Below are 23,805 nucleotides of genomic sequence, written 5' to 3' on the forward strand. Positions count from 1 at the left end.
TGTTATTATTTCTTGCGCTTCGTCAATCTTCCAAGCAGGAACGCACCTGCTGCAAGGCCGATTGCTGTATTCGTTTTCTTGTTAAATACTTGTTTTACGACAAGATTAAGGTTTTGCGGACGCTCCGCCAATCTGCGCATGAAATATCCATACCAATCTTGGCCAAATGGAACATACGTACAGAAATTGTACCCTTCTCGCGCAAGTTCCAATTGCATATCACGACGGAAGCCGTATAGCATTTGGAATTCAAATTTGTCGTTCGATATATTATGTTCTTTCACGAATTGCTTCACATGGTTAATAACATTATGGTCATGAGTCGCAATGGAAGTAAATTTCCCGTTTAATAAATGCCATTCGATCAATTTGACGAAGTTTTTATCAATATCGGATTTATCCTGATATGCGTACTCAGCAGGCTCCTTGTAAGCTCCTTTAACAATACGGAGGCGGAAGTCCTTATGCTTGTGTAAATCCTCTTCTGCACGGAAGAAATACGCTTGGATAACCGTTCCAATGTTGTCATAGTCCTTTGACAGCTCATCCAGCAAATCGTAGGACGGTTGGAGACGGGCATAGTCTTCCATATCGAAGTTAACAAAAATGCCATAAGAATGAGCTTTCGAAACGATTTCACGCAAGTTTTCCTTACAGAAATCATAATCGATATCCAAGCCCAATTGAGAAGGCTTTAAAGAAACATGTGCATCGACTCCGTTATCATGGATCGCTTCAATGACTTCCAGGATCTGATTTTTTGCAGCAGTCGCTTCCTCTTTTTCAAAGACAAATTCTCCAAGATTGTCGACTGTGCAAGAAATGCCATGCTTGTTCAATTCTTTGATGCTTGCAATCGTCTCGGCAATATTTGTTCCTGCCACTACATTTTGCGCGCCCATACGCAAACCATACTTCTTCGCTGCGCTATTAAGGAATTGGTTTTGAGATAGGCCGATAAAAAAGTCTTTAAGTAACATATGCATAGCTCCTCGATCAAAAGTTTTCGTTCCATAATGATTATACCACAAGCCTGATTGTTCATTACAATAAAAGTCCGGTTCCAGGCATGTAATAATTGTTTATTTATCTGGAATATCTAATCGGGTCGTAAATTGATCGACAATCTTCGTCAATTCTTCCGCGATTCCTTTTGTTTCATCCGAACGGCTCGCCACTTCCATAATGGAGGCGGTCGTCTCTTCGGTAGCGGATGATATATTGTTCGTCTTCTCTTCGATCTCGTAAATCATCGTTTTCAGATGATCAATTAAGCGAACGACTTGATTTGATTTATCCGCCTCGGTAGTCATGAGATCCGAAATTAGATTGACGTCTTTTACTGTCCCCAAGACAGCAGTTGAAATTTCATGCAATGAATCAGCTGTCATTTGAACAGTTCCCGTTCCTGTTTCGATCCGGCTCATGCTTGCATCTGTAGAGGAAACGACTTGATGGATCGTTGTGGTAATATCGGTTACCAATTTTTCCACTTCCGCCACTTCCGCATTCGATTGCTCCGCCAACTTACGAACTTCCTCGGCCACGACTGCAAATCCTTTCCCGTGTTCACCTGCCCTGGCAGCCTCAATGGATGCATTCAAGGCCAGCAGATTTGTCTGGGAAGCAATTGAGGCGATGGACGTGGTGATTGCCTGAATCCTTTGCGCCGACTCGATCAATGCTTGAATCGTCTGATTCGTTTCCACAGAAGATGCTTTGATTTCCGTCATGTCCTTGCTTATTTCTTTCGCGCGGCCTTCCCCTTCCTGCGCCATGGACATGGTCACATTGGAATTCTCAACAGTTACGTCGGCTTTGTCCTTCGTATTCTGCAAGCTTTCCGCTAACGAATTTAAAATAGACGAAGCATGTTCTGCGTGTCGGGTGCCATCGGTAACTCCTTCAGCGACGTCTCCCATATTATGTGCAACCATTTGAATCGCTTCTTCCATTTCTCTTAATGTACGCGATGTGTTCACAGCATTCTCCATTAAACGGTCAGAAGTTGATTTCATGGTGTCAATCATCGTACGCAAATTGGTCGTCATCTGATTCAAGGTCCGGCTCAAATCCCCTACCTCATCTCGGCTGTCGAAGGGCAGATCTGCAATAGCCAAATTACCGGAAGCCACTTCCTTCGCATGTTCAATCATCGAGGAAATCGGACGTGTTTTGCGTCGTAAAAGATAAATAGTCACGACCGCAGCGATCAACATCGGTATCAGGCTGATAAAAATTCCATTTCTCACAACCTCCCATGTCCTATCTCCGACAATGCTTGCGTCAAAGTCGATAACGCTGACGGCGATAACCTCTTTGGACGGGTCATGATCTTTAAAAATCGGTGCATATCCTGATAGTCGTTTCATTCCGCCAAACGTGTACGGTTCTGAGTACGTCGGATGTTTCATATCGACAAGCATGGCGACTGCTTCTTCATCCATCTTGAATTGATCGCCGGCTTGAAAACCATCCGCTTTCAAATTGTCATCCAACGCGACTATTTTCCCATTCAGATCCAGTATGTATTGAGCATGAAAAATATTCTTATGTTCCGTTGTCCAATTCAGCGTTTTGCCGACCCTTTCAATTGTTGATGCGTCTCCAGCGAGTGCCTGATCAATATCCTTGGAGAAGACTAAACCAGTCGTAATGTTGGCGCAGCCGTATGCTTCGATGCCTGCTGCATCATAGAGCTTTTCATAGGCGGTCTTATAGGTGGCTATCGAAGTGATCGCCAGCATAGCGATCAGGATGCCAACGATAATGGCCCCTAGTTGAAATGTCAATGTCTGCTTGATCTTCATGGGATAGTTCGCTCCTCTATTCAATTGTCAATTATTTCTTCGTACATAGTCTATATTACTTTAAATCTAGTTATGAAAAAAGTACTTTAGCTTACTAAATCTTAAATTATAGTGAACATATTTCTCCCTACAATTTGTCTTTTCTTTTAAGTTCTGCTATAACGGATAGATACTGTGTGCTTTGCGAAAGCAGGAGGAATGAATCATGCCGAAACAAACCATTTTTGATTTAATACATACCATTGAAAAAGTAACATACAAGATGCTTGTTCATTGGAGGGAATCCTCCGATATCGATTTGGGGATTACCCATATCCTTGTATTGCACGAATTGCAGTCACGGGGAGAATGCAGGCCATCCGATTTAGCGAAAATCCTGCATCTGACCCCTGCCTCATTAACTCATCTGTCAACAAAACTGGTTAAAATGGACTTGATTACCCGCACGAAGGATGAGACCGATAGACGCACTACTTATTGGGCAATTACAAAACAAGGAAAAGAGCTGCTTCAAAAAGCCCAGCAGGACGGTCAAGAACTGCACACCGAGTTTTTCTCCCATCTGTCACCCGAAGAACAGAAGTCACTACTGCAAATCTATCAAAAGTTAGACAGAGCATTAGGAGAATGAATAAGAATTATTAATATCACACTCGCTCGAGCCTCCGTTCATATGCTTGCAAACCGCTTGCACTGGCTCTTTCCCGGAAAACCATTTACGTGTCCAGGCAGATATTCTGAAAGTTAACGGACAAAAAGAGCGCAACATCTGCTTCCATGGATGTTAGCCACTTCTAACTCCAAGAAAACAAAGTTGCGCTCGTTGTCCTGCCTACACGTGTAACATTGCTCGTTCGTATCCTTGAAAACGGCTTTCAAGCTTTTCTCCGAGAGAGAACAGCGCATCCTCGTTTCCATTCTTACTAATCAACTGCAGTCCTATCGGCATTCCATCCGCATCTTTTCCAAGAGGAATCGTAAGGGACGGCAGTCCCCAAGTATTCGCAAAAGCGATATAAGGCAAATATTTCTTGAACGTTTTTCGGATGGAGAAGAGTTCTTTGTAAACAATTCCGTGTTTCGGTGCGGCACAGTGATACACCGGCAAGACGAGAATCCGATTCTCCAAATACTCTTCCAATGCAGCATCACCGCTTGCCAAGAATTCATGAATTTGTTGTATTCTTTTTGGAGACGGTCTGAATAAGGAAGCGCCAAACAAGGCCCACGATAGATAGTGGTGTATCTCCCCTGTCCCACGTGTCTTTTCAGCAAAATAGGAACGGATGGGTGTCACAGGTGCGTCCCCATACGCCTCTCTGGCATTGCTAAGACCCCCATCGATCGACATGATTTCCTGCCAAATTTGAGCGGCTTCATCGAAAAACGGAATGGGTTCACGTTCGGCTGTCATTTCTTCCCGTAAGGAAAGGTAAACCTCGTTCAATAGCCGCGTTGTTTCCGCAGAAAGCGGATAATCCGTCGTCCTGAAAACAGTAACGGTAAAACGTTTCAATTCTTTTGGCGACGTCACTTCATAAGCAATAATATTATAAAGGAGTTTGGCATCCCTGACCGATTTTGCAATCGGCCCAATTCCGAGCATCCTTTGCTGCAATGAATCTTCCACAAATGGATAGCTGCCCTTTTGGGATACTTTACCCTTTCCAGATTTGAACCCGACTACTCCATTGAAATGGCTTGGAAATCGTATGGAGCCCCCGATATCTGATCCTACTCCGATTGCTGCTCCACCAGCTGCAATCATCGCTCCCTCCCCGCCGCTAGATCCGCCGACCGTTCGGGTTACATCATGAGGATTGTTCGTCCTTCCATACAATTTATTATCGGTTTCCTGGCAAAAACAAAGTTCCGGCGTGTTCGTTTTTCCAAGGATGATGGCTCCTTCTGCCTTTAACCTTTCCACGACTTCGGCATCTTCATATTGAATAAATCCCTTGCGTCGAAGTAATCCACCGGTCGTTGCCATCCCTTCTACATCAAAGGATTCCTTTACACTAATCGGCACGCCAAACAATCGCCCTTTCCCTTTTCCTTCTTCTCTGGCAATGTCAGCTTGAATCGCTTCTTCACGGGCAGCTGCAAAACGTTCTTCAACTACACAATTTACGATTGGATTTACTTTTTCTATACGTTGAATATACTGTTCCACTGCATCGGACGAACTCACTTGTCCACTCTCCAGTAATTTCAGCAGGTCATGAACGTCCAGATCAAGCAGTGACATTGCAGCAAGGTCTTCTTTGGCTTTTATCATCATTCGCACCTTCTCTCTCAGCTATCTAGTTCTTTTCATTATACATGAAATCCACTACTATAGTTATGAAGATTCTAATACTTATGTAATATCACTCTATGGTATTACTATGCTGGACATGGAGTCGGTATTCAGTAAGTCCAGGCTATTGTGGCATAAAAAAAGTCCCTGTACACCGACAGGAACTTCATTTCAACAATTATTTCAATAAAAAAGCCCCCATAAAATGACAATCAGAATAATGAGAAGCGAGGCCCCAAATGCCAACCATTGTCCGCGACCATCCGGTCTGTACCAACCCATGTGTGCCACTCCTTTTCACAAATAGATTCTTATGTAAATGGTTCCCTTCCCCTTTTAAAAGTAAACGTGGGGACTTGGGTTCAAGATAATGTGTTCGGGAAAGAAGGATAATAATGTATGTATTAATCTGCAATCGAAACGCCGGCAATTCCTCTGCCCTGCAAAAACTCGAAGTAGTTAAGTGGCAGCTGGACCGGCGGAAAATCGCATATCAAGCTTTAATCAGTGATTCCGCAAACGCAACAGCTTTGTTTTTACAGCAGTTTATCGCGTCTTGCAAAGCAGTTGTCATTATCGGCGGGGATGGTACGTTACATTCTGTACTGCAAATATGTGTGCCATCTCAAGTGCCCATCGCCTTCCTACCTTCAGGATCCGGGAATGATTCTGCCCGCAATCTGGGAATAACGGAAGATCCGCTTCTATTTGTGGAGCGGCTGCTTTTGCATAACGAAGTACAACTCGACGCCCTTTCGGTGAATGGAATATACGGTCTTACCGTCGCAGGCTTCGGACTGGATGCTTCCATCGGCGACCGAGCCGAAACTGCCAGCTATAAACCTTTTTTTAATAAAATCGGTTTGGGTAGCTTAACGTATTCCGTAGCCGCCGTTCTCGATCTTATGACTTTCCAGCCATATTCGAGCAAGTTGATTGTAGACGGGAAGGCATACGAATTTCCCGTGACCTGGCTCATTTCCTGCGGCAATATGAAATATTACGGAGGGGGACTTGAAATATGCCCAAAGGCTGATCCATTGGATGGCCAGATGAATCTCACCGTTTTGCATAGTGCTTCCCGCTGGAGAATCCTTTTTTCCCTCTTCCCAGCTTTGCTGAGGGGTGGAATAATCGAAGCGAAAGAAGTAATGTATGCATCTGGCCAGGAAGTTCGGATCGTTGCAAATCGGAAACTGCCACTCGTTGTGGATGGAGAAATCTACTGGGACTCAGAAGTAGTCATCCAAATTGTACCTTCCATAATATATTTCCTGACTACATAATTTCTTATTTTAATAAAGAAAACGCTTACAAAGTAATCGGAAAGTTTTGTATGTGTCGATTCATTGAAATTCATGGACAATTAGGATATTTCGTATGTCATTTCTGTTGAAATCATGTTACTATTAGAAAATATTTATGAAGATGCGGAGGAATACAGAAATGACTATGGTAGAACAAAACGAAAAGAAGCTAGTCTTCGTGGAAGATATTTTGATTGCCAATCAACTTCTAAAAGATGTTGTCGTTCATACCCCTCTCCAAAAGAACGAGCGGCTCTCAGAAAAATACGATTGCCATGTCTACATCAAGAGAGAAGATTTGCAACATGTCCGCTCCTTCAAATTGCGGGGCGCCTATTATAAGATCAAGCGGATTGAAGAAGAAGCCCGCGAAAAAGGGATCGTCTGTGCAAGTGCAGGCAATCATGCACAAGGGGTCGCGTATGCCTGTGCCCATCTGCAAATTCATGGCAAGATTTACATGCCGCAAACAACCCCAAAACAAAAAATCAACCAAGTACGGATGTTCGGCCGAAATTTTGTAGACATTATTTTAATCGGAGATACTTTCGACGACTCCTCTGAAAAAGCAAATGAATGCGCGCTCGCAGAAGATCGTATTTTCATCCACCCATTTGATGACGAGGATATTATCGCCGGCCAGGGAACGGTAGCAGTTGAACTGATGAATGACATTGAGGAACCGCTGGACTTCGTTTTTGCCAGCATTGGCGGAGGCGGACTTATGTCAGGCTTAAGCACATATATTAAAAATCTTTCACCAAATACGAAAATGATCGGCGCAGAACCGGACGGCGCCGCCAGCATGAAAACTGCAATGGAGAAAAATGAAGTGACTACTCTAGATACAATAGACAAATTCGTCGATGGTGCAGCTGTAAAATGTGTCGGCCAGAAGACATTTGAGATTTGCAACCGATATGTCGACGATATCATCCGGGTGCCTGAAGGCAAAGTGTGCACGTCCATCCTTGAATTGTACAATGAGCATGCTATTATTGCTGAGCCTGCTGGCGCATTACCAATTGCCGCGTTGGATTTTTACAAAGATCAAATCAAAGGCAAATCGGTTGTCTGTGTAATCAGCGGCGGCAATAATGATATCGGACGGATGCAGGAAATTAAGGAGAAGTCATTAATTCATGAAGGGCTGCTCTATTATTTTATTATCAACTTCCCCCAGCGTGCTGGTGCGTTAAGGCAGTTTCTTGATAAAGTGCTTGGTCCCGATGATGATATTACAACATTTGAATACACGAAGAAAAACAATAAAGAGAACGGTCCCGGGCTTGTTGGAATCGAAGTGAAGCGGAAAGAAGATTATCCAGGATTGCTGGATCGGATGCAGGAAAATGGCTTTCCGTTTAAAGAAGTGAATAAGGACAGCACATTATTTGAACTTTTAATATGAGAAAACGCCTTGTGAAAAAATTCGCAAGGCGTTTTTAAGTTAGTTCGCAGATGTTGCAATCACAGTCGCAATCTTATCAATCAATGGAATCGTGCTCGATTTTTGATCTTGTGTCAAAATGCTGAAGATCAAGGTTTCTCCGTCTTTCGTTTCTGCATACCCTGCCAAACTGTTCACTCGATTCAAGCTACCCGTTTTGGCAATTACTTTTCCTCTAACCAATGGAGATGTCAAACGATTGCGCAAAGTTCCGCCGATAAATCGGTCATTCGCCCCTGCGACCGGAAGCCCCTGGACGTATGTCGAATACCATGGTTCGGAACGTACAAGAAATAAAAGCTCAGTCATTTGCGCCGAAGTCACTTTATTGGAATGAGACATACCGGACGCATCCTCGAATCGCCATTCCGTGCTGTTAAGCCCAATAGAATCAGCAAATTCGCGCATGACGCGCAATCCCGCATTCCAGCTGCCTTCTCCATATTTTTGACGGCCCATCGTCTTTGCCAAAATTTCAGCATGAGTATTGTTGCTCAGTTTCATGAATGGTTTCATCAAGTCTTTGAGCGGCATGGATTTTTTCACCGCAAGTACTTGTCCATCTGACGGCGCTGCACCTCGCCGCACTACAGATTTCGGAGAGAATTTGATGCCTTTGCTTGCCAAAGACTTTTTAAACACATCCAATGTATAAGCAGTAGGATTGGAAACGGTAACCCATTCCCTTTTGCCTGAACTGCCGACGGGAACATTTCCAGAGATGATAATGTTATTTGTCCCGCTTTGCCTTTTAATGGACAATGTATTTTTCGAACCTTTTGGAACCGTGTTGGTACGGTTGACCACTTTCACAATCCCGGTTTCCGGTGTCATTTTTACTTTTGCTTTATATCCTTTTTTGGTCGGGACAGCTTCCACAATGACAGTTCCCGCATCGTAATCCTTATTCGGAGAAAGTGTCAAGCCGGTAATTTGAGCCGCGTAGTAACGAGATTCGTCACTTTTGTCAATGCTCGGGGAGAGTCTGACATCATCAAACCAATAGTCATCTCCTACAAGATTCCCGGTGATTTTAGTGACCCCTTGCTTTTTCAGCTGCGAGGCAAACTGATCCAGATCTTGTTTCAACAACGTTGGGTCTCCCTGCCCTCGTACGTACAGATTTCCTTGCAGAACGCCTTTTGAAATCGTACCATCCGTCAGCACTTCTGTCGTGAACCGGTACTCTTCACCGAGTGTATCCAGAGCTGCGGCAGAAGTTAATAATTTTAGCGTAGAAGCTGGTGTGATCTTTTTATCTGCATCAGATTGATAGATAATTTCACCTGTTGATGCTTTTCTAATGGTCACACTGCTATTGATCGCCTTCATGCGGCTATCCGACATTATCAAGTTAATGGACCGCTCTAAATTTGGGTACGCGCTGGCGGCTTGTACTTCGGATGCCTCTGTTATCGGCGTGAACACAACGCCAATTGTTAGAAACATAGATAAGATGACAACTAGTACTCTACGTTGCAATCTCAATTCCCCCTTCTCAATTGTCATTCCTTTACAGTTTACCATGTAATCATTTATTGATAAATAGATTACTAGAACTTTTTTCATATTAAAACTAATTCTAACGCTCTAGGAAAATGAATAAAAAAAGGAAGCAATCGACAAGAAATTGTATCCTTTGGAAACAATCCAACAGAAAAAGATGGCGTTTCTCTAAGCGAAACGCCATCTTCTTTCTATCAATTCTCAGTAAAGGTACGATGCAACAAGTCACAAACCAACTGAAATATATTTTATTTCCAAGTACTCTTCGATGCCGAAATGGCTGCCCTCTCGGCCGATGCCACTCTGCTTAAATCCTCCGAACGGAGCTTGTGGAGTGGATGGGAGGCCGTCATTCAGACCAACGACTCCGTATTCCAATTGTTCGCAAATGCGAATTCCTTTTGTCAGGTTTTCAGTAAAGACATAAGCAGCTAGCCCATAGTCAGAATCATTTGCTCTGCGGATTGCTTCCTCTTCCGATTGGAACGTAACTATTGGCATCACAGGGCCGAATGTCTCCTCATGCATGCACAACATGTCATCGGTTACTCCGGATAAAAGGGTCGGTTCATAAAATAATCCGTCCTTTACAGAACCTCCTGCTTCTACCTTAGCTCCTTTTGCTCTGGCATCGTCCACATGAGCTTGCACTTTCGCAATAGCCTTCTGATCGATGAGCGGGCCGATCGTAACCCCTTCTTCTAACCCGTTGCCTACTTTCAGCTCTTGTACCTTTTTGACAAGTCGGCTGGTGAACTCCTCAACGATTGACTCTTGGACGTATACCCGGTTGGCGCAAACGCAAGTTTGGCCGGCGTTTCTAAATTTGGTCGCCATGACACCGTCTACAGCTTTTTCAATCTGGCAATCGTCCATGACGATAACTGGTGCATGGCCACCAAGTTCCAGTGAAATTTTCTTAACGGTATCCGCTGCTCCTCGCATGAGCAATTTTCCAACCTCTGTGGAACCAGTAAATGTTAATTTCGTGACGCGTTTGTCTTGCTGCAACGCCTCGCCAATTGCGCTTGCGTCTCCAGTCACTACATTGATTACGCCTTTTGGAATCCCAGCGTCCAGTGCCAGCTGGGCCAGTTTGATTGCTGTAAGCGGTGTTTGTTCTGCAGGTTTTATCACAACGGTACAACCCGCCGCCAGGGCTGGCGCCACTTTTCTTGTAATCATGGCAGCCGGGAAATTCCAAGGCGTAATGACAGCTGCGACTCCAACCGGTTGTTTATGCACAAAAATACGCTTGTTTTGGCTGGAGGAAGGAATTGATTCCCCATAAATACGCTTCGCCTCTTCTGCATACCACGAGATGAATCCATTGGCATAGGCAATTTCCCCCCGTGCTTCCGCAAGCGGCTTCCCCTGTTCCTCTGTCATTGTCTTGGCCAGATCGTCAGTAAACTGTTGGATTAAGAAATACCATCGCTGCAGCAGTTCACTCCGTTCATAGGCTGTTAAGACTGACCATTCTTTAAATGCCGCGTGTGCTGCATCCACAGCCAGCTCCGCTTCTTTCGCACCGCCTCGTGGTACTGTTGCAATTATCTCACCAGTCGCCGGGTTTTCCACTTCGATTGCCGGCAAAGTTAACCCCGTCTTTTCTCCATTTATAATCATAGGATATGTTTCCATTCAGACTCCTCCTTTTACATGATTCCTGTCTTCTACTTTATCATTGTTACATTCCCCATTCCTACTATCGTATACCCTTTTTAACCGCAATTAATGAAAGTCATGTGTATGGACCTATTGTTTCTCATTATCAATGCTTTCTTCGGCGAAACACGCAAACCATATGCTACACTTAGTTTATCCCGCTAGTGTATGACAGTGCATTAGCCCGATGGACGCACCTTATGGACGTCATCATCTTAACTATGAATGAGAAAGAAGGCAGTAAAATGGAAAGAAACGATGTCAAACTAACAACACTTACAACAAAAGGGGGATGCGGCTGCAAAATAGGTCCAGCAGATTTATCCCAGGTGCTTCGCACACTTCCTCCTGCCCCATATGACGAGAATCTCCTCGTCGGTTTGGATACAAGCGATGATGCAGGTGTTTATAAGCTGACAGACGATCTGGCAATTGTCCAGACGCTGGATTTTTTCACGCCGATTGTTGATGATCCATATGATTTCGGACAAATTGCGGCTACTAACGCTATCAGCGATGTATACGCGATGGGAGGAAAACCGCTAACCGCTTTAAATATTGTGGCCTTCCCTATTTCCAAACTGGACAAAGAAATACTGACGGACATCTTAAGAGGCGCGGCCGATAAATTGAAAGAGGCCGGAGTTACACTCGTAGGCGGGCATTCTATCGATGACCAAGAACCGAAATTTGGATTAGCTGTAACAGGAACTGTCCATCCTAAGCATGTAAAAAGCAATGCCGGGGCACAGCCCGGTGACCAATTAATCCTAACAAAACCGATTGGTGTCGGAATATACACAACATCTTTGAAGCACGGAGCCCTGAGCGAAGAGGAAGTAAAACAAGTGACATCCGTCATGACTACGTTGAATAAAACTGCTGCTGAAGTTATGGCACCATATGAAGTTCATGCTGCTACGGATGTGACAGGGTTCGGATTATTAGGACATGCAACAGAGATGGCTAAAGCGAGCGATGTCGGGATTCGAATCTTATTAGCACAAGTGCCTGTTCTCCCTCGAACACGTGAACTTGCTGAGGCAGGAAGGATTCCTGGAGGCACGAAAAACAATTTGGCTCACGTGGAAGCGGATATCGCATTTGCAGAAACACTTGATTCAATTGACCGGTATATTTTGTGTGATGCGGTGACATCCGGCGGACTGCTTATTTCGGTGCAGAACGAGAAAGCGGAGAATCTGCTGCAAGACTTACGAAAACAAGGTGTGGACGCTCATATTATCGGAGAGATTACTGCAGAGAATCGGAAGAAGATAGAAGTCATCTAAGGGTACACGAATTGAAAGGTGAACAAAAATGATACGAGATATTTCGTTAGAAGATTTAATGGAAATGCAACAACAAGAGCGGATAACGACCGTCGATGTCCGCTCTCCGAAAGAGTACGAAGAAGCGACGATCCCGGGAAGCCGAAATATTCCCGTTTTTAATGACGAGGAACGTGCTGAAATTGGCACTCTTTATAAACAAGTAAGCCCTGAAGCGGCTAAAGAACGCGGGTTGGAAATTTTTTCACAGAAACTTCCTTCTTTCATTAAAGCATTTAAAGAGATTGATGGACCCACCACTGTATTCTGCTGGCGAGGCGGCATGCGGAGTAAAACGGCTGCCACTGTTTTGGAATTGATGGGCATCCATGTGAACCGGCTGAGCGGAGGGATTCGTTCTTATCGCCAATGGGTTGTTAAAGAACTAGAGAAAGAGGAATTTCCTCCTGAATTAATTGTGCTGGACGGCTATACGGGCACCGGTAAAACAACCATTCTTCGGAGGCTGGACGAACAAGGACTGCCGATTCTCGACATCGAAAAAATGGCGGGCCACCGGGGCTCTATTTTTGGCCAAATCGGTCTGCAGCCGAACAATCAAAAGAAATTCGACTCTCTCCTTGTACATGAAATGAAAAAGCTGAAGGACAAACGCTTTGTATTAATTGAAGGAGAAAGTAAACGGATTGGAAAAGTGCTTCTCCCGCCTTTCCTGTTCAACAAAAAAGAATACGGCCGCCATGTCATCATCCATTTGCCGATGGAACAGCGGGTACAAAATATTTTAGACGATTACGAGCCTTGGAACTCACCGAACGAGTTTCTCGATGCTTTCCAATTAATCAAGAAAAGAGTAAAACCAGCTCTTGCGTTCGAGATTGAAACTCATTTAGCGAAAGAGGAATTTAAAAAAGCGGTTGAACTGCTGTTGCTGAATTACTATGATCCACGCTATGAGCATTCCGCATCCACAAAACCAGGCGAAGTGATCGTTGTCCATGCTGCCGACACGGAGGACGCGCTTGCAAAAGTGGCAGACATCTATGAATCGGCAGTGGCTTCAGTGACCAAATAGAAATCTGATTCCCCATCCTGTTTGAAATAATGATTCCAATCAAACCATAAAAAGAGCGCAATTTCGTTACTCCATTAACGAAATTGCGCTTTCTATTTCAGCTGTTTATATCCGAGCGGCTCTGCGGCTTTTCCACAAGAGAAACTGTTCAATGACGACGGCCGCTATCGTTCCGGTAATCAATCCATTGGATAAAATGGCGGCAACAAGCCCTGGAAGTTTGACAAAGCTGTCACTAGGGACGAACATCAATCCAACACCAACCATCAGACCGATTGCTACCACTTTATAGGCTTGTTGCTGATGTGGATCGGCCGCAAGTTCATGGAATGCCATTTCCACCATTTTTGAGAAGATGGCGAAGGTCACCGCATAAGCGACCGGTGCGGGCAATGCTGCAAACGTTGCCATGACTACAGGAAACATTGTCATAACCACGATAATTGCACTCCCGATAATAAAGGGTTTTAATGAGGCCATCCGAGTCGCTCCGACAAATCCTGCTGAACCGGAAATCGGCACTGGCCCAATCGCTGAAAACAAGCCAGCGAGCATATGATTGATACCTGAAGCAATTGAGCCTTGCTTGACACGATCCGTCGTTTCAATCGAAAACGACTGTTTTAATAGATTTTCCATTACACGAATAGAAGCCATCATGTTTGCAATCAATAACAGCGTAATGAAAAATGCAGTTACGATCATCCCGCCATCCCACACAGGCTTTCCATAAACGAGGATGTTAGGAAAGTCGATCATCTTTCCGGAAACCGTTGAAATAGCCGGGGCTTTCCCGATAGCTAAAAATAGCAGCCAGCCAATTAAAATTGCCAATAAAACAGAATAACGGGAAATCCAACCCACTTTATGATTCATCATAATAAACATAAGGATGACAATGACAATACTTCCTATTACAACACGGATATCAATCGCATCTCCGGCGTTCTCGATGCCCAGCATTCCTTTGATAAACGTTCCGCTTAACTGCAAGATCAGCAGCATTAAATAGGTAAAAGTGACTGCCGGGGTAAACAGTTTTTTCATCTTGCCGACTAGTCCCAAGACCGCAAGCAGGATGAATAATACGCCACTATAGATCATTCCGCTCTGCAACGCCTGCAATGCATCTTCCTTTGTAGAATACAACACACCGACCATCCCTGCGTAGACGACGAAAATCCCCCACCATAAACCGGCCGGTCCTTCATTAATTGGCATTCGATGACCAATTGCCGCTTGCACAATACAGGCCAATCCAAGAACAAACATTGTTCTTTGGATGAAAAGGGCTGTCTCCGCCGCATCCATTCCGAATACATGACCAATCGCAATAGGTGCAGCGATCGATGAGGCAATCAGGAAAACGGCCCATTGTAATCCGCCTGCTATGTGTTTCATCCCATCACCTCATTCCGTACTAACTAATAATTCCGTTTTACAGTATACCACGTTCTCTGCCAATCATTGATTTCAACAATTTTTCAATAAAATCCACGCGATATATTCCGTTACCAGCCAAAGAAAGGGTTGCCCCAGTCTTATTTGCAAGACAAAAGGGCAACCCTTCTTATATTACTCTTGAATGAATGGAACCATCGCTTCCATTAGTCCTGTAGCTAATGGCAAATCAGGATTCGTGTACGTCGCGATGTTTTCTTCCCGGTTTTCGGGTGAATCTTTTAATACATGGTTCATATTCGGCACAATGACCAATTTGGATTCCGGTTTCGCTTCATGTAGCGCTTCCGCGTCTGCAGGAAGTACTTGCAGATCACGATCTCCATTTATGACGAGAACCGGAATAGAAAGCTGGTTCAGCTGCACGACCGGGTCATACGCCATCATAGACATCATATATGGCTGGACAGATGGCCGGAATACCGAAGCTAATTCTTGAGGAACATCCTTCACGGCATGGCCCTCTTTCAATTGATCTAATATATCAAAGGCCTGCTGCTTCAATTCATTCGGCAATGCTTCTTGTAATTGCTCCTTCAACACAACGTCCATCGGTCGTCCCATGCCAGCCAAAGAGATGAACAGATCGGCATCAGCTTTCTTAGCAGCCACCATGCCAACTAGAGAGCCTTCACTATGGCCAATAATGCCGACTTTATTAAAACGGCTGTCTTTTTTAGCCCAATCAGTGAAAGTCGCAGCGTCCTCAATAAAATCCTCTAAACGAATGTCCTCTTCTTTAGTCATGAGTGAACGATTATCGCCAATACCGCGCTTGTCATAACGGATGGAGGCAATGCCTTGATCCGCTAATGATTGGGCAACCATCTTAAGACTGTCGTTGTTGCCTGCCATCAGCTCGGAATTTCCGTCTTTGTCAGTTGGGCCGGAACCGGCAATAATGACCATGAGGGGAAATGGCCCCTCCCCTTTTGGCTCAACTAGCAAGGCTGACATGGTTCCTCCTATCACATCCACTTCAATCCGCTGGCCCAATTCTGGTCCCCGAAGTGCCAATTGGAAAGGGAACTCCTGTCCCGCTTGCGTAAAAATTCCGGATAGTCCAGTTTCATCTTGCTCGCCTTGAAACGTCATTTTTTGCCCTTGCAGCGTCATCTCCATCGTCAGCTTGGAATCTTTCAGTTCAACTTTTGACAACTTGTAATCATGCAATCCTTGGGCAGGAATACTGATCTGTCCTCCTTTCTCATTTATAGATATACTAATCGGCAATGATTGGCCGGATGCATCAATAGCTCCATCCCAAATCCCTTCAATTGGACTCAAATTGCCATCCTCCTCGTTTGGTTTTTCCGTCCCTTTCTCTTTTCCGCATGCAGTCAATGCCACTAAAGCAAATGACATCAACAGCAACGCCAAGTATCTTCTTCTCATTCATACCACCTCTTTTGTTATATATATAGTATAACAAAAGAGTGGAACCTTTGCCAAATAAAAAAATAGAGAGTTCGCTACTATCGAATTCTCTATCCTATTGAAACTACGTTATTTAATGAAGAATCCGTCCGATTTCGACCATTCGCAATAGTTCACTTCATGCGGATTGGGAAACCCTTCTCTTGTTAATTCTTAACGCAGCCACGATTCTGTTTTTCCAATAGCATGCAAGACCTCCTGCTGAATTTGTCCTTCGCTTATCAGCAACACACTTGGAGATTCTTCTTATTTGTCTATCTTCAAGTCTCCACATGTAACAGGTATATATTTCGCATATTGGTTAATAGAAATGTCTCCACCTGATTCAAGAAAGAGATCTTTCACCTCACGGAGAGAAAATATGCCTTGCTGCCGAAGCATGGTTCGCAGATGCTCCATCTCCAATAGGTTTTTCCTCATTAGGTGCAAATTTATCATTCCGTCCACAATGAGATGATCGGGTTCCCCTTTTAATAGGGCCCGGACTCCATTGGATTTTGTCACAAGTTTTTCAATTACGTAAATCGTAGCAACCCACACACCTAAGCAGAAAAGAAATTGCCATATGGAGATCTTTGGATTGTATAAGGTCTCTTCCAATATCCCTCCAAACATCAACAAATAGATCATGTCAAAAGGAGTCATTTCGGCTAAATGTTTTTTTCCAAGCGCACGGATGACAACCATAAAGGCAATTAAACCGACTAGCTTCAATCCATTAATCACATAATCCATTAGACGAACCTCCTATTCTTTCTTGTAAAATAGGTACCCATTTACAGCTAGTCTGACACAGCAAGTAACAAACTGACATATAGCTCGCTAAGCTTGTATTCGTCATGTAATGTTTCAGTTTTGTCTAGCGGGGTATTTTATTGTCAGTTCGATAAACTTATTAATAAACCAGGAGGCGTATAGTTATGGTACAAAGACGTGTAGTTGGTTATTATGATACGGAAGCAGAAGCGGTTGCAGCAATTGAGGATTTGAAACGACAAGGTTACAACTCTAATGATATTTCAATCATCAGCAAAAACGAGCATCAAGTAGATTATATTGAGGAAGAGACAGGAACACACGCTGCTGATGGCGCAGCAACAGGCGCAGCGACAGGCGGAGTCCTTGGCGGCCTTGGTGGTGTACTTGCCGGAATCGGTGCTCTCGCGATTCCAGGAGTCGGTCCGATCATCGCGGCTGGCCCGATTGTAGCCGGAATTACGGGAGCAGCAGCCGGCGCTGGTGTCGGCGGACTTGCCGGCGCATTAATCGGCATGGGTATCCCTGAAGACGAGGCAGAAAGATACAATCAATATTTCGATGAAGGAAAAATCCTAGTTCTCGTTGATGGCGAATACACTGATTTTGATCACCGTGCTGAATATCCAGATCGCCCACTAGTATAAACAATGTGAAAAAGGGTTCTCCAGTTTAGGAGGACCCTTTCTTTTTTAATAGTATGGCGAGATCAAGATATAAACCAGGACACCTGTGAAACTGACGTAGAGCCATAATGGCATTGTCCATCTTGCAATTTTCCGATGCTTGTCGTGCTCACGGTTCCATGCTCGGGTTACAGTCGTTAGGACAAGCGGAACGATGACAGCAGCCAGCACGATATGGGTAATGAGGACGAAATAATAGATCCCCGCCAATACGCCTTCTCCCCCATACGGCGTGGAAGGCGATAAGTAATGGAACGCTACATATGTAACAAGAAACAAAGTCGTAGTGACTAGCGCAGCGTTAATAAAACGCTGGTGTACGTTGATATTCCGTTTTTTAATTGCCACTAGTGCCCCCACTAGAAACAGAAACGTAAACGAATTAAAAATCGCATTCAATAAAGGCAGTACCGTTACATCAAAAGCTTGAAAATCTTCGACGCCCGGAAGACGGGACAAAACGCCGATCGCTCCGATCAAAACAACGGAGATGCCAATAATCAGCGGCTTATAGTTCCGTTTTTGAAAGGACTCTCCCCCGGTATATGATTTCATTTCCTAACAACTCCTCGATGTTTGTTCATTCCTGAAAAATTTCAGCTGCATTCAGTTTATCATAGATTAACCACAGCGGAACGAATGTTCACAGGGATGTCATGATTCAATTTATTTACTGAATATGTGACAGCTGTCTCTGAACAAATTGACGTAGTCTCCCATACAATCTCACAGCTGACAGAACTAACGATTCAGGCTTCCGAAGCGATCTGTTCTGTAAGTGTCGCGCTAGACCGATGAGTAGCCAAAACCTGCGGTCGCAATAGAACTCGTTACAAGTTTGACATTGACTGCTGCTAGTCAAGCAGCCGTGTCTGTAAGCCTAGGACATGCAGTAGCCCATTGTAAATTGTAAAAATCCCCCGAACAATAAAGTTCGAGGGATGGTTATATTATAATGGCAACAAACGGACCGTTTCTTTGTTCTTCAACTCTTCGATCATTTGAATCCATCTCTCTGGCTTATTTGATAAGACAGAGTAATAGTCAGTAAGGAAATCGACAATTAGAGTGGCTGGAATTTCGTTTATTTCTCCCAGTGGCATGAAACAGAAATCAAGCCCTTCGACTGCTTCCCCATCGTTTTTCCAGGAAGGGTGTACATAGTTGAAATCCAAGCGCTGGTACCCCAAATGGGAAAGTACTTCACGACGAACGTATGGATTCATCGCCATGATACCACCAAAATCAAAGTCCTCTCGTTCGTAAGGATTATAGATTTCTGCGAACATGCCGAACAATACTTTGCCGTTTTCCTCCGCCAAACGTTTCAAGTCTTCTTCCCGTTGTTTGGCAAGAAAACGACCGATCCCCTTTCCGGAAGATCCGATGATTGTAAAATCGGTCATTGCAATATTCCAGTGCGGATAATAACGATATTCGGTAGCCCCGACGACTTCCCCCTCTTCGACTGCAACAAAGACACGGATGCTCGGATCCTCCAAGGGCTCTTTCCAAAGATTAAATTCTAGCACTTCCTCTGGCGGAAAAACTTCACGTAGCAAAGTATGCATTTTTGCGAACAACGGATCTTCTATCGATGTGATTCTTGTAAATTCCATTTTCAACTATCCCCTTATTATCAATCTATTGAGTAAAACGGATTCTTCCATTCCATCAAGAGAGCGTAATTTTTCGACTCATCATCTTCCAAATAATTTTCCATAACACGGAGAGGCGTTCTGCCGCATTTGAGCAAGAAGGTGAGAACCGGATCATGCACCGTTCCGTTCACTACTTTTTCTGCATATTCTTCTGCCGTCATTTGCTCGGAGTACATTCCGTATCCCGGCATCCTACCGCCGCCCAGAAGACGCTTCAGATTAAGCTTAACTACAAGTTGGTACATGGCATGCATCATAATTTTGCCCAGCCCAGCTTTCCTAAAAGCAGGATGTATGCAAATATCCACTATATATAGCGTATCTCCATTTGGATCATGATTGCGGATATAGCCATTGTCTGTTACCTGTTCCCATGTATGATCTGTATGCTCCCGATCGAATGAGACTAACAGACTGGTAATAGAGCCAACAATCCTTCCATCATATTCTACGCAAATCGCCCCTTCCGGAAATCGGATGACATGTTGCGCAAGCTGTTCATCATTCCACCAAAGCTCTTCAGAAAAAGGCGGTGGAAAACATTCGCTTTGCAAATGAATCATTGCATCGAAGTCTTGATACGTATAATTCCTTACAACGACAGAAATAAATCTTCCTTCAAGAGGCACCAAGATGTTACTGCGGTACATCATTGCCAGCACCTCGCAACGCATTTGTCCCCCAATCGGTATACAAATCAGTCCGTCGATCACGCCAAGTTGTGACGGATCCTTTTTCTCTTACTTCGTATAACAAAGAAAGGTCCAAGTCAGCTGTCACGAGCATATCATTATTTAATTCCCCCTCAGCCGCAAGACCTTTTGGAGGGAACGGAATGTCGTTTGGTGTGATAATGGCGGCCTGACCAAAATTCGCACGCATTAAATCGACGGTCGGCAAAGAACCTACCGTTCCAGTCAGGACAACGTAGACTTGGTTTTCGATAGCCCTTGCGTGACTCGTATAGCGCACACGATGGAATCCATGCCGGTCATCTGTACAAGATGGACAGAAAATAACATCTGCACCCGCAGCTTTCACCATCCGGACGATTTCCGGAAATTCAATATCGTAGCAGGTCAGAATGGCGATCCGTCCTTTTTCTGTATCAAATACTTTTAAATCTTCCCCAGCCGCCATATTCCACCCTTCGATTTCAAACGGTGTGATATGCAGCTTCGCCTGTTCTTCCACTGTGCCATCCGGGAAGAATAAAAACGCAACATTATAAAGGCGCCCCTCACGCTCTATGACATGAGTGCCGCCGATGATATGCATATGATACTGAGTGGCCAGCCTCTTAAATAATTCGAGATACTGGTCCGTGAATCCCGGCAACGCCTCGATCGTCAATGCTTTTCCGTCCGCATCCCCAATGGATAGCAGCTGTGTTGTAAAAAATTCCGGGAATAAGACGAATTCAGCATCATATTCCTGTGCATTTCGGATATAATGCTCACATTGATCAGCAAATTCCTGGAACGTCCGGATGGAATGAAGATGATATTGCACAGCAGAAACGCGAAGTTTCATTCAACTAACCCCCCTAGTAAAATAAAATGACATTGTAGCAACATCATAATATATGCCAGAGGGAAAGTCATGCTTTATTTCAATAATTCAACTACTCAGCCTTGCGAGTGCGCATTGTTCTGGATAAGAAGGCTTTTGTTCGTTCCTTTTTCGGATTCCCAAAGAGTTCTTCTGGACTGCCCTCTTCCACTATTTCGCCTTGGTCCATGAACAAAACCCGATCTGCGACATCTCGTGCAAATTCCATCTCGTGCGTGACGACAATCATTGTCATATGCTCCTCGGCAAGCTCTTTCATGACATCAAGGACTTCCCCGGTCAGCTCTGGGTCAAGAGCTGATGTCGGTTCATCAAAGAGAAGAATCTCTGGATTCATCATTAACGCACGGGCAATGGCAACACGTTGTTTCTGCCCGCCTGATAGCTTCGAAGGAAACACATCAGCTTTGTCGGAAAGTCCCACTTTTGCTAGTAAATCCATCGCCCGCTTCCGATATCCCTCTTCTGCTCGCTGCTTTAATAGTTTCGGTGCCAATTCGAGGTTTTGGATTACTGTCAAGTGAGGGAACAGATTGAACTGCTGAAAAACCATTCCCATTTTAGATGTAATTTCTTTCAGTTGTTTGGCTTTTGCATACTGGCCGTCCTGTACTAGATTTTCTCCTTGAATGGCGATACTTCCCCCTTCCACTTCTTCCAAATGGACTAAGCTGCGAAGCATCGTGCTTTTCCCGGAGCCTGATGGACCGATTATCGCGATAACTTCATTACGCTCTACTTCAAAAGAAATCCGTTTGAGTACTTCCAGTGATCCAAATGATTTTTTTAAGTCTTTCACTTCCACGACTGCCATGCAGGACACTCCCTTTCCTTTACCTATTATTCAAATCGCATGCGGCGTTCCAACCATTTGAAAAAGAACGTCAACACCATAGTGATGAGCAAGTAAATGAGGGCCGCTACAAAAAATGGAACAATCGTGAAGTCACGATTTACAGCTGTTTGTGCAAAGTGAAGCAATTCGGGAACTGCAACAGCATATAGGAGTGCTGTATCCTTAACAAGTGTCACGGATTCATTGGCAACTGCCGGCAAAGCAATCCGGAACATCTGAGGCAAAACGACCTTGGTTGTCGTCTGCCAGCGATTTAACCCCAGCACTTGAGCTGCTTCGTATTGCCCTTTGTCAATTGCTAGCAGGCCGCCCCTGAAAATTTCTGCAAAATACGCAGCATAATTCAAGATAAAACCGATACATGCAGCAACAAATCGGTCCAACACAAGATAGTCGCCTACCACGGGCAGCAAAGGCAACCCGAATACAATAACAAGCAATTGAAGCAAGAGCGGAGTGCCGCGCATCAGATAAATATAGGCATGAGCCAGCCATGCGACCGGTTTTACGGAGCTCCGTACCGCTAAGGTGAGCAAAAATCCGAGTGGTATGGAAGCGATGATCGCAATTAAAAAAAGCAGGATCGTCGCTTGTGCTCCTTCAAGCATCGGTTTTAAAATCGTCAGCAAATAATCCAAAGACATATTTGACACTCCTTCAGTAAAATCAAAAAGGGCCCCTTACGGAAACCCTTCCGACTTGATTATTTCAATACTTTATCTTCACCAAACCATTTTGTCGAAATTTCTGCAGCCGTGCCGTCCTCATTCATCTTATCAAGCGCAGCCTGAAGCTTTTCAAGCAATTCATCATTGCCTTTTTTAACGCCAATCCCATATTGCTCAGGAGAAAGGGTTTCATCTAGCACTTTGAATGTGCCTTCTTCTTTGGACATGTAATAATCGATTACCACTTGGTCGATGATGACTGCGTCAACTCGTCCTGTTTTTAAGTCTGTCAAAGCAAGAACATTATCCGCATACTCAGAAGTACCTTTGATTTTTGATTTGATCGGATTTGCATCTAAGGCATCCGCTGCGGAAGAGAGAGCTTGAAGTCCGACTTTCTTCCCTTCAAGGTCACTTAGATCCTTAACTGGCGAATCTACCAGAGTAGCAACGACTTGCGCGTTTTCCAAATACGGTTTTGTAAAAAGCACCTTGCCTTTTCGATCTTCAGTGATTGTGTACCCATTCCAGATCAAATCAATACGTCCGCTGCTCAGTTCAGTCTCTTTCGTCTTCCAGTCGATCGGCTGGAATTTTACGTCCATTCCCATATGTTCTGCTGCAGCTCTAGCATAATCTATATCGAAACCTACTAATTCGTTCTTTTCATCCCGGAATCCCATAGGAGCAAATTTATCATCTACACCGATAACGAGTTGATTATCCGCTTCCTTTGAAGCATTTGAGCTTCCGCAGGCCGCCAGCAAACCAAGGGCCAAAATGGTTATCATTAAAAAAGTAATTTTCCTTTTCATAAAAACAATCCCCTTTTCTCTTCAGCACTTTAACGTGTTAACGTATTAGTAATATAACATGCATTCCGAAGTTTGTGAAGTGTCTAATCGATAGTCAAAATGTTAAATATATTCACTCTCAAAGGACTCGAGTTTATATGCCTCGACGAGCGGGAAGAGTAAAGGAAGTTTCCTTATAACATGAACAGGAGGATGTAACATGACAAAAGAAACGGACAACAGAATGTTCATGGACAATGAACCTAAAAGAAACGAACAGGAGAAGGATTTCCTAAAAACCGAATCAGATAAGCAGCAAATTGAAGATGTCGATATATCTCCTAGTTTTGTAAGCGAAGATGGCGATGGTGAAGATCTTGAGGGCATGTTTCCTGAAACCGGCATGAAGCATAGTGCATATCAAGATGAATTTTCGCATGAACCTGTTATCAAGCATGGTAGAAGCGAAGAAGAGGAAACCAATAAAAGTAATGAATAACAATAAAA

Annotated in this window: 21 protein-coding genes and 1 pseudogene; 7 read left to right on the top strand and 15 right to left on the bottom strand. The window is 44.2% G+C overall.

Features of this window, described 5'->3' with window-relative positions; translation table 11 throughout:
- Positions 1 to 5: 5 nt before the first annotated feature.
- Together ACSW3C_RS05680 and ACSW3C_RS05685 are read right to left on the bottom strand one after the other, a co-directional pair.
- The gene (locus ACSW3C_RS05680; RefSeq protein ID WP_238081506.1) at positions 6 to 980 is read right to left on the bottom strand and encodes a proline dehydrogenase family protein; all 975 of its coding nucleotides are present in this window, start codon (positions 978 to 980) and stop codon (positions 6 to 8) included.
- A gap of 102 nt (positions 981 to 1,082) precedes the next feature.
- On the bottom strand, positions 1,083 to 2,810 hold the full coding sequence (locus tag ACSW3C_RS05685) for a methyl-accepting chemotaxis protein (RefSeq protein WP_486561374.1): 1,728 nt from the start codon (positions 2,808 to 2,810) through the stop codon (positions 1,083 to 1,085).
- Between the two features lie 205 nt (positions 2,811 to 3,015).
- Between ACSW3C_RS05685 and ACSW3C_RS05690 the strand changes: the two genes are divergently transcribed.
- A complete protein-coding gene (locus tag ACSW3C_RS05690) occupies positions 3,016 to 3,441 on the top strand; it encodes a MarR family winged helix-turn-helix transcriptional regulator (RefSeq protein ID WP_486561375.1) in 426 nt (141 codons plus the stop codon).
- Positions 3,442 to 3,642: 201 nt separating this feature from the next.
- On the opposite strand, the gene ACSW3C_RS05695 is transcribed toward ACSW3C_RS05690, so the two are convergent.
- Positions 3,643 to 5,088: an amidase gene (locus tag ACSW3C_RS05695; protein ID WP_486561376.1), complete on the bottom strand. Its 1,446-nt coding sequence runs from the start codon at positions 5,086 to 5,088 to the stop codon at positions 3,643 to 3,645.
- A gap of 416 nt (positions 5,089 to 5,504) precedes the next feature.
- On the opposite strand from ACSW3C_RS05695, the gene ACSW3C_RS05700 reads away from it, so the two are divergent.
- Both ACSW3C_RS05700 and ilvA read left to right on the top strand, forming a co-directional pair.
- Positions 5,505 to 6,395: a diacylglycerol/lipid kinase family protein gene (locus ACSW3C_RS05700; protein WP_486561378.1), complete on the top strand. Its 891-nt coding sequence runs from the start codon at positions 5,505 to 5,507 to the stop codon at positions 6,393 to 6,395.
- Positions 6,396 to 6,561: 166 nt separating this feature from the next.
- A complete protein-coding gene (gene ilvA / locus ACSW3C_RS05705; RefSeq protein WP_486561519.1) occupies positions 6,562 to 7,827 on the top strand; it encodes a threonine ammonia-lyase IlvA in 1,266 nt (421 codons plus the stop codon).
- A gap of 39 nt (positions 7,828 to 7,866) precedes the next feature.
- On the opposite strand, the gene dacB is transcribed toward ilvA, so the two are convergent.
- Both dacB and ACSW3C_RS05715 read right to left on the bottom strand, forming a co-directional pair.
- Entirely contained in the window at positions 7,867 to 9,348 is a 1,482-nt protein-coding gene (gene dacB / locus ACSW3C_RS05710) for a D-alanyl-D-alanine carboxypeptidase/D-alanyl-D-alanine endopeptidase (protein WP_486561380.1), read from the bottom strand.
- A gap of 249 nt (positions 9,349 to 9,597) precedes the next feature.
- On the bottom strand, positions 9,598 to 11,016 hold the full coding sequence (locus ACSW3C_RS05715; protein WP_486561381.1) for an NAD-dependent succinate-semialdehyde dehydrogenase: 1,419 nt from the start codon (positions 11,014 to 11,016) through the stop codon (positions 9,598 to 9,600).
- A 269-nt stretch (positions 11,017 to 11,285) separates the two neighbouring features.
- Here ACSW3C_RS05715 and selD point away from each other — a divergent pair, with 269 nt between their 5' ends.
- A complete protein-coding gene (gene selD, locus ACSW3C_RS05720; protein WP_486561383.1) occupies positions 11,286 to 12,332 on the top strand; it encodes a selenide, water dikinase SelD in 1,047 nt (348 codons plus the stop codon).
- A gap of 28 nt (positions 12,333 to 12,360) precedes the next feature.
- A complete protein-coding gene (gene mnmH / locus ACSW3C_RS05725) occupies positions 12,361 to 13,407 on the top strand; it encodes a tRNA 2-selenouridine(34) synthase MnmH (protein WP_486561385.1) in 1,047 nt (348 codons plus the stop codon).
- A 105-nt stretch (positions 13,408 to 13,512) separates the two neighbouring features.
- Here the strand turns inward: mnmH and ACSW3C_RS05730 are convergent, their stop codons facing one another.
- The 3 genes and pseudogenes from ACSW3C_RS05730 to ACSW3C_RS05740 form a co-directional block, all read right to left on the bottom strand.
- Complete coding sequence (locus ACSW3C_RS05730) at positions 13,513 to 14,808, bottom strand: purine/pyrimidine permease (protein WP_486561387.1); 1,296 nt, start codon at positions 14,806 to 14,808, stop codon at positions 13,513 to 13,515.
- A gap of 174 nt (positions 14,809 to 14,982) precedes the next feature.
- Complete coding sequence (locus ACSW3C_RS05735; RefSeq protein WP_486561389.1) at positions 14,983 to 16,263, bottom strand: alpha/beta hydrolase family protein; 1,281 nt, start codon at positions 16,261 to 16,263, stop codon at positions 14,983 to 14,985.
- 195 nt (positions 16,264 to 16,458) lie between these two features.
- Positions 16,459 to 17,040, bottom strand: a pseudogene (locus tag ACSW3C_RS05740) (DUF421 domain-containing protein).
- A 185-nt stretch (positions 17,041 to 17,225) separates the two neighbouring features.
- On the opposite strand from ACSW3C_RS05740, the gene ACSW3C_RS05745 reads away from it, so the two are divergent.
- Positions 17,226 to 17,708 carry a general stress protein gene (locus ACSW3C_RS05745; RefSeq protein ID WP_238081531.1) on the top strand — a complete coding sequence of 161 codons (483 nt, stop codon included), beginning with the start codon at positions 17,226 to 17,228 and terminating at the stop codon, positions 17,706 to 17,708.
- A gap of 45 nt (positions 17,709 to 17,753) precedes the next feature.
- Here the strand turns inward: ACSW3C_RS05745 and ACSW3C_RS05750 are convergent, their stop codons facing one another.
- The 7 genes from ACSW3C_RS05750 to ACSW3C_RS05780 form a co-directional block, all read right to left on the bottom strand.
- A complete protein-coding gene (locus ACSW3C_RS05750) occupies positions 17,754 to 18,302 on the bottom strand; it encodes a DUF420 domain-containing protein (RefSeq protein ID WP_486561391.1) in 549 nt (182 codons plus the stop codon).
- Between the two features lie 395 nt (positions 18,303 to 18,697).
- Positions 18,698 to 19,366, bottom strand: a complete 669-nt coding sequence (locus tag ACSW3C_RS05755) for a GNAT family N-acetyltransferase (RefSeq protein WP_486561393.1) — start codon at positions 19,364 to 19,366, stop codon at positions 18,698 to 18,700.
- Positions 19,367 to 19,386: 20 nt separating this feature from the next.
- A complete protein-coding gene (locus ACSW3C_RS05760) occupies positions 19,387 to 20,058 on the bottom strand; it encodes a GNAT family N-acetyltransferase (RefSeq protein ID WP_486561395.1) in 672 nt (223 codons plus the stop codon).
- Positions 20,045 to 20,941, bottom strand: a complete 897-nt coding sequence (locus tag ACSW3C_RS05765; protein ID WP_486561397.1) for a carbon-nitrogen hydrolase family protein — start codon at positions 20,939 to 20,941, stop codon at positions 20,045 to 20,047. The genes ACSW3C_RS05760 and ACSW3C_RS05765 overlap by 14 nt, the downstream gene beginning before the upstream one ends.
- A gap of 91 nt (positions 20,942 to 21,032) precedes the next feature.
- Positions 21,033 to 21,794 carry an amino acid ABC transporter ATP-binding protein gene (locus ACSW3C_RS05770; RefSeq protein WP_486561398.1) on the bottom strand — a complete coding sequence of 254 codons (762 nt, stop codon included), beginning with the start codon at positions 21,792 to 21,794 and terminating at the stop codon, positions 21,033 to 21,035.
- A 26-nt stretch (positions 21,795 to 21,820) separates the two neighbouring features.
- Complete coding sequence (locus ACSW3C_RS05775; RefSeq protein WP_486561400.1) at positions 21,821 to 22,480, bottom strand: amino acid ABC transporter permease; 660 nt, start codon at positions 22,478 to 22,480, stop codon at positions 21,821 to 21,823.
- Positions 22,481 to 22,539: 59 nt separating this feature from the next.
- Positions 22,540 to 23,319, bottom strand: a complete 780-nt coding sequence (locus ACSW3C_RS05780) for an amino acid ABC transporter substrate-binding protein (RefSeq protein WP_486561401.1) — start codon at positions 23,317 to 23,319, stop codon at positions 22,540 to 22,542.
- Between the two features lie 199 nt (positions 23,320 to 23,518).
- Between ACSW3C_RS05780 and ACSW3C_RS05785 the strand changes: the two genes are divergently transcribed.
- On the top strand, positions 23,519 to 23,797 hold the full coding sequence (locus ACSW3C_RS05785; RefSeq protein ID WP_486561403.1) for a hypothetical protein: 279 nt from the start codon (positions 23,519 to 23,521) through the stop codon (positions 23,795 to 23,797).
- Positions 23,798 to 23,805 lie beyond the last annotated feature (8 nt).

It is taken from the genome of Sporosarcina sp. AD_1, assembly GCF_057373025.1.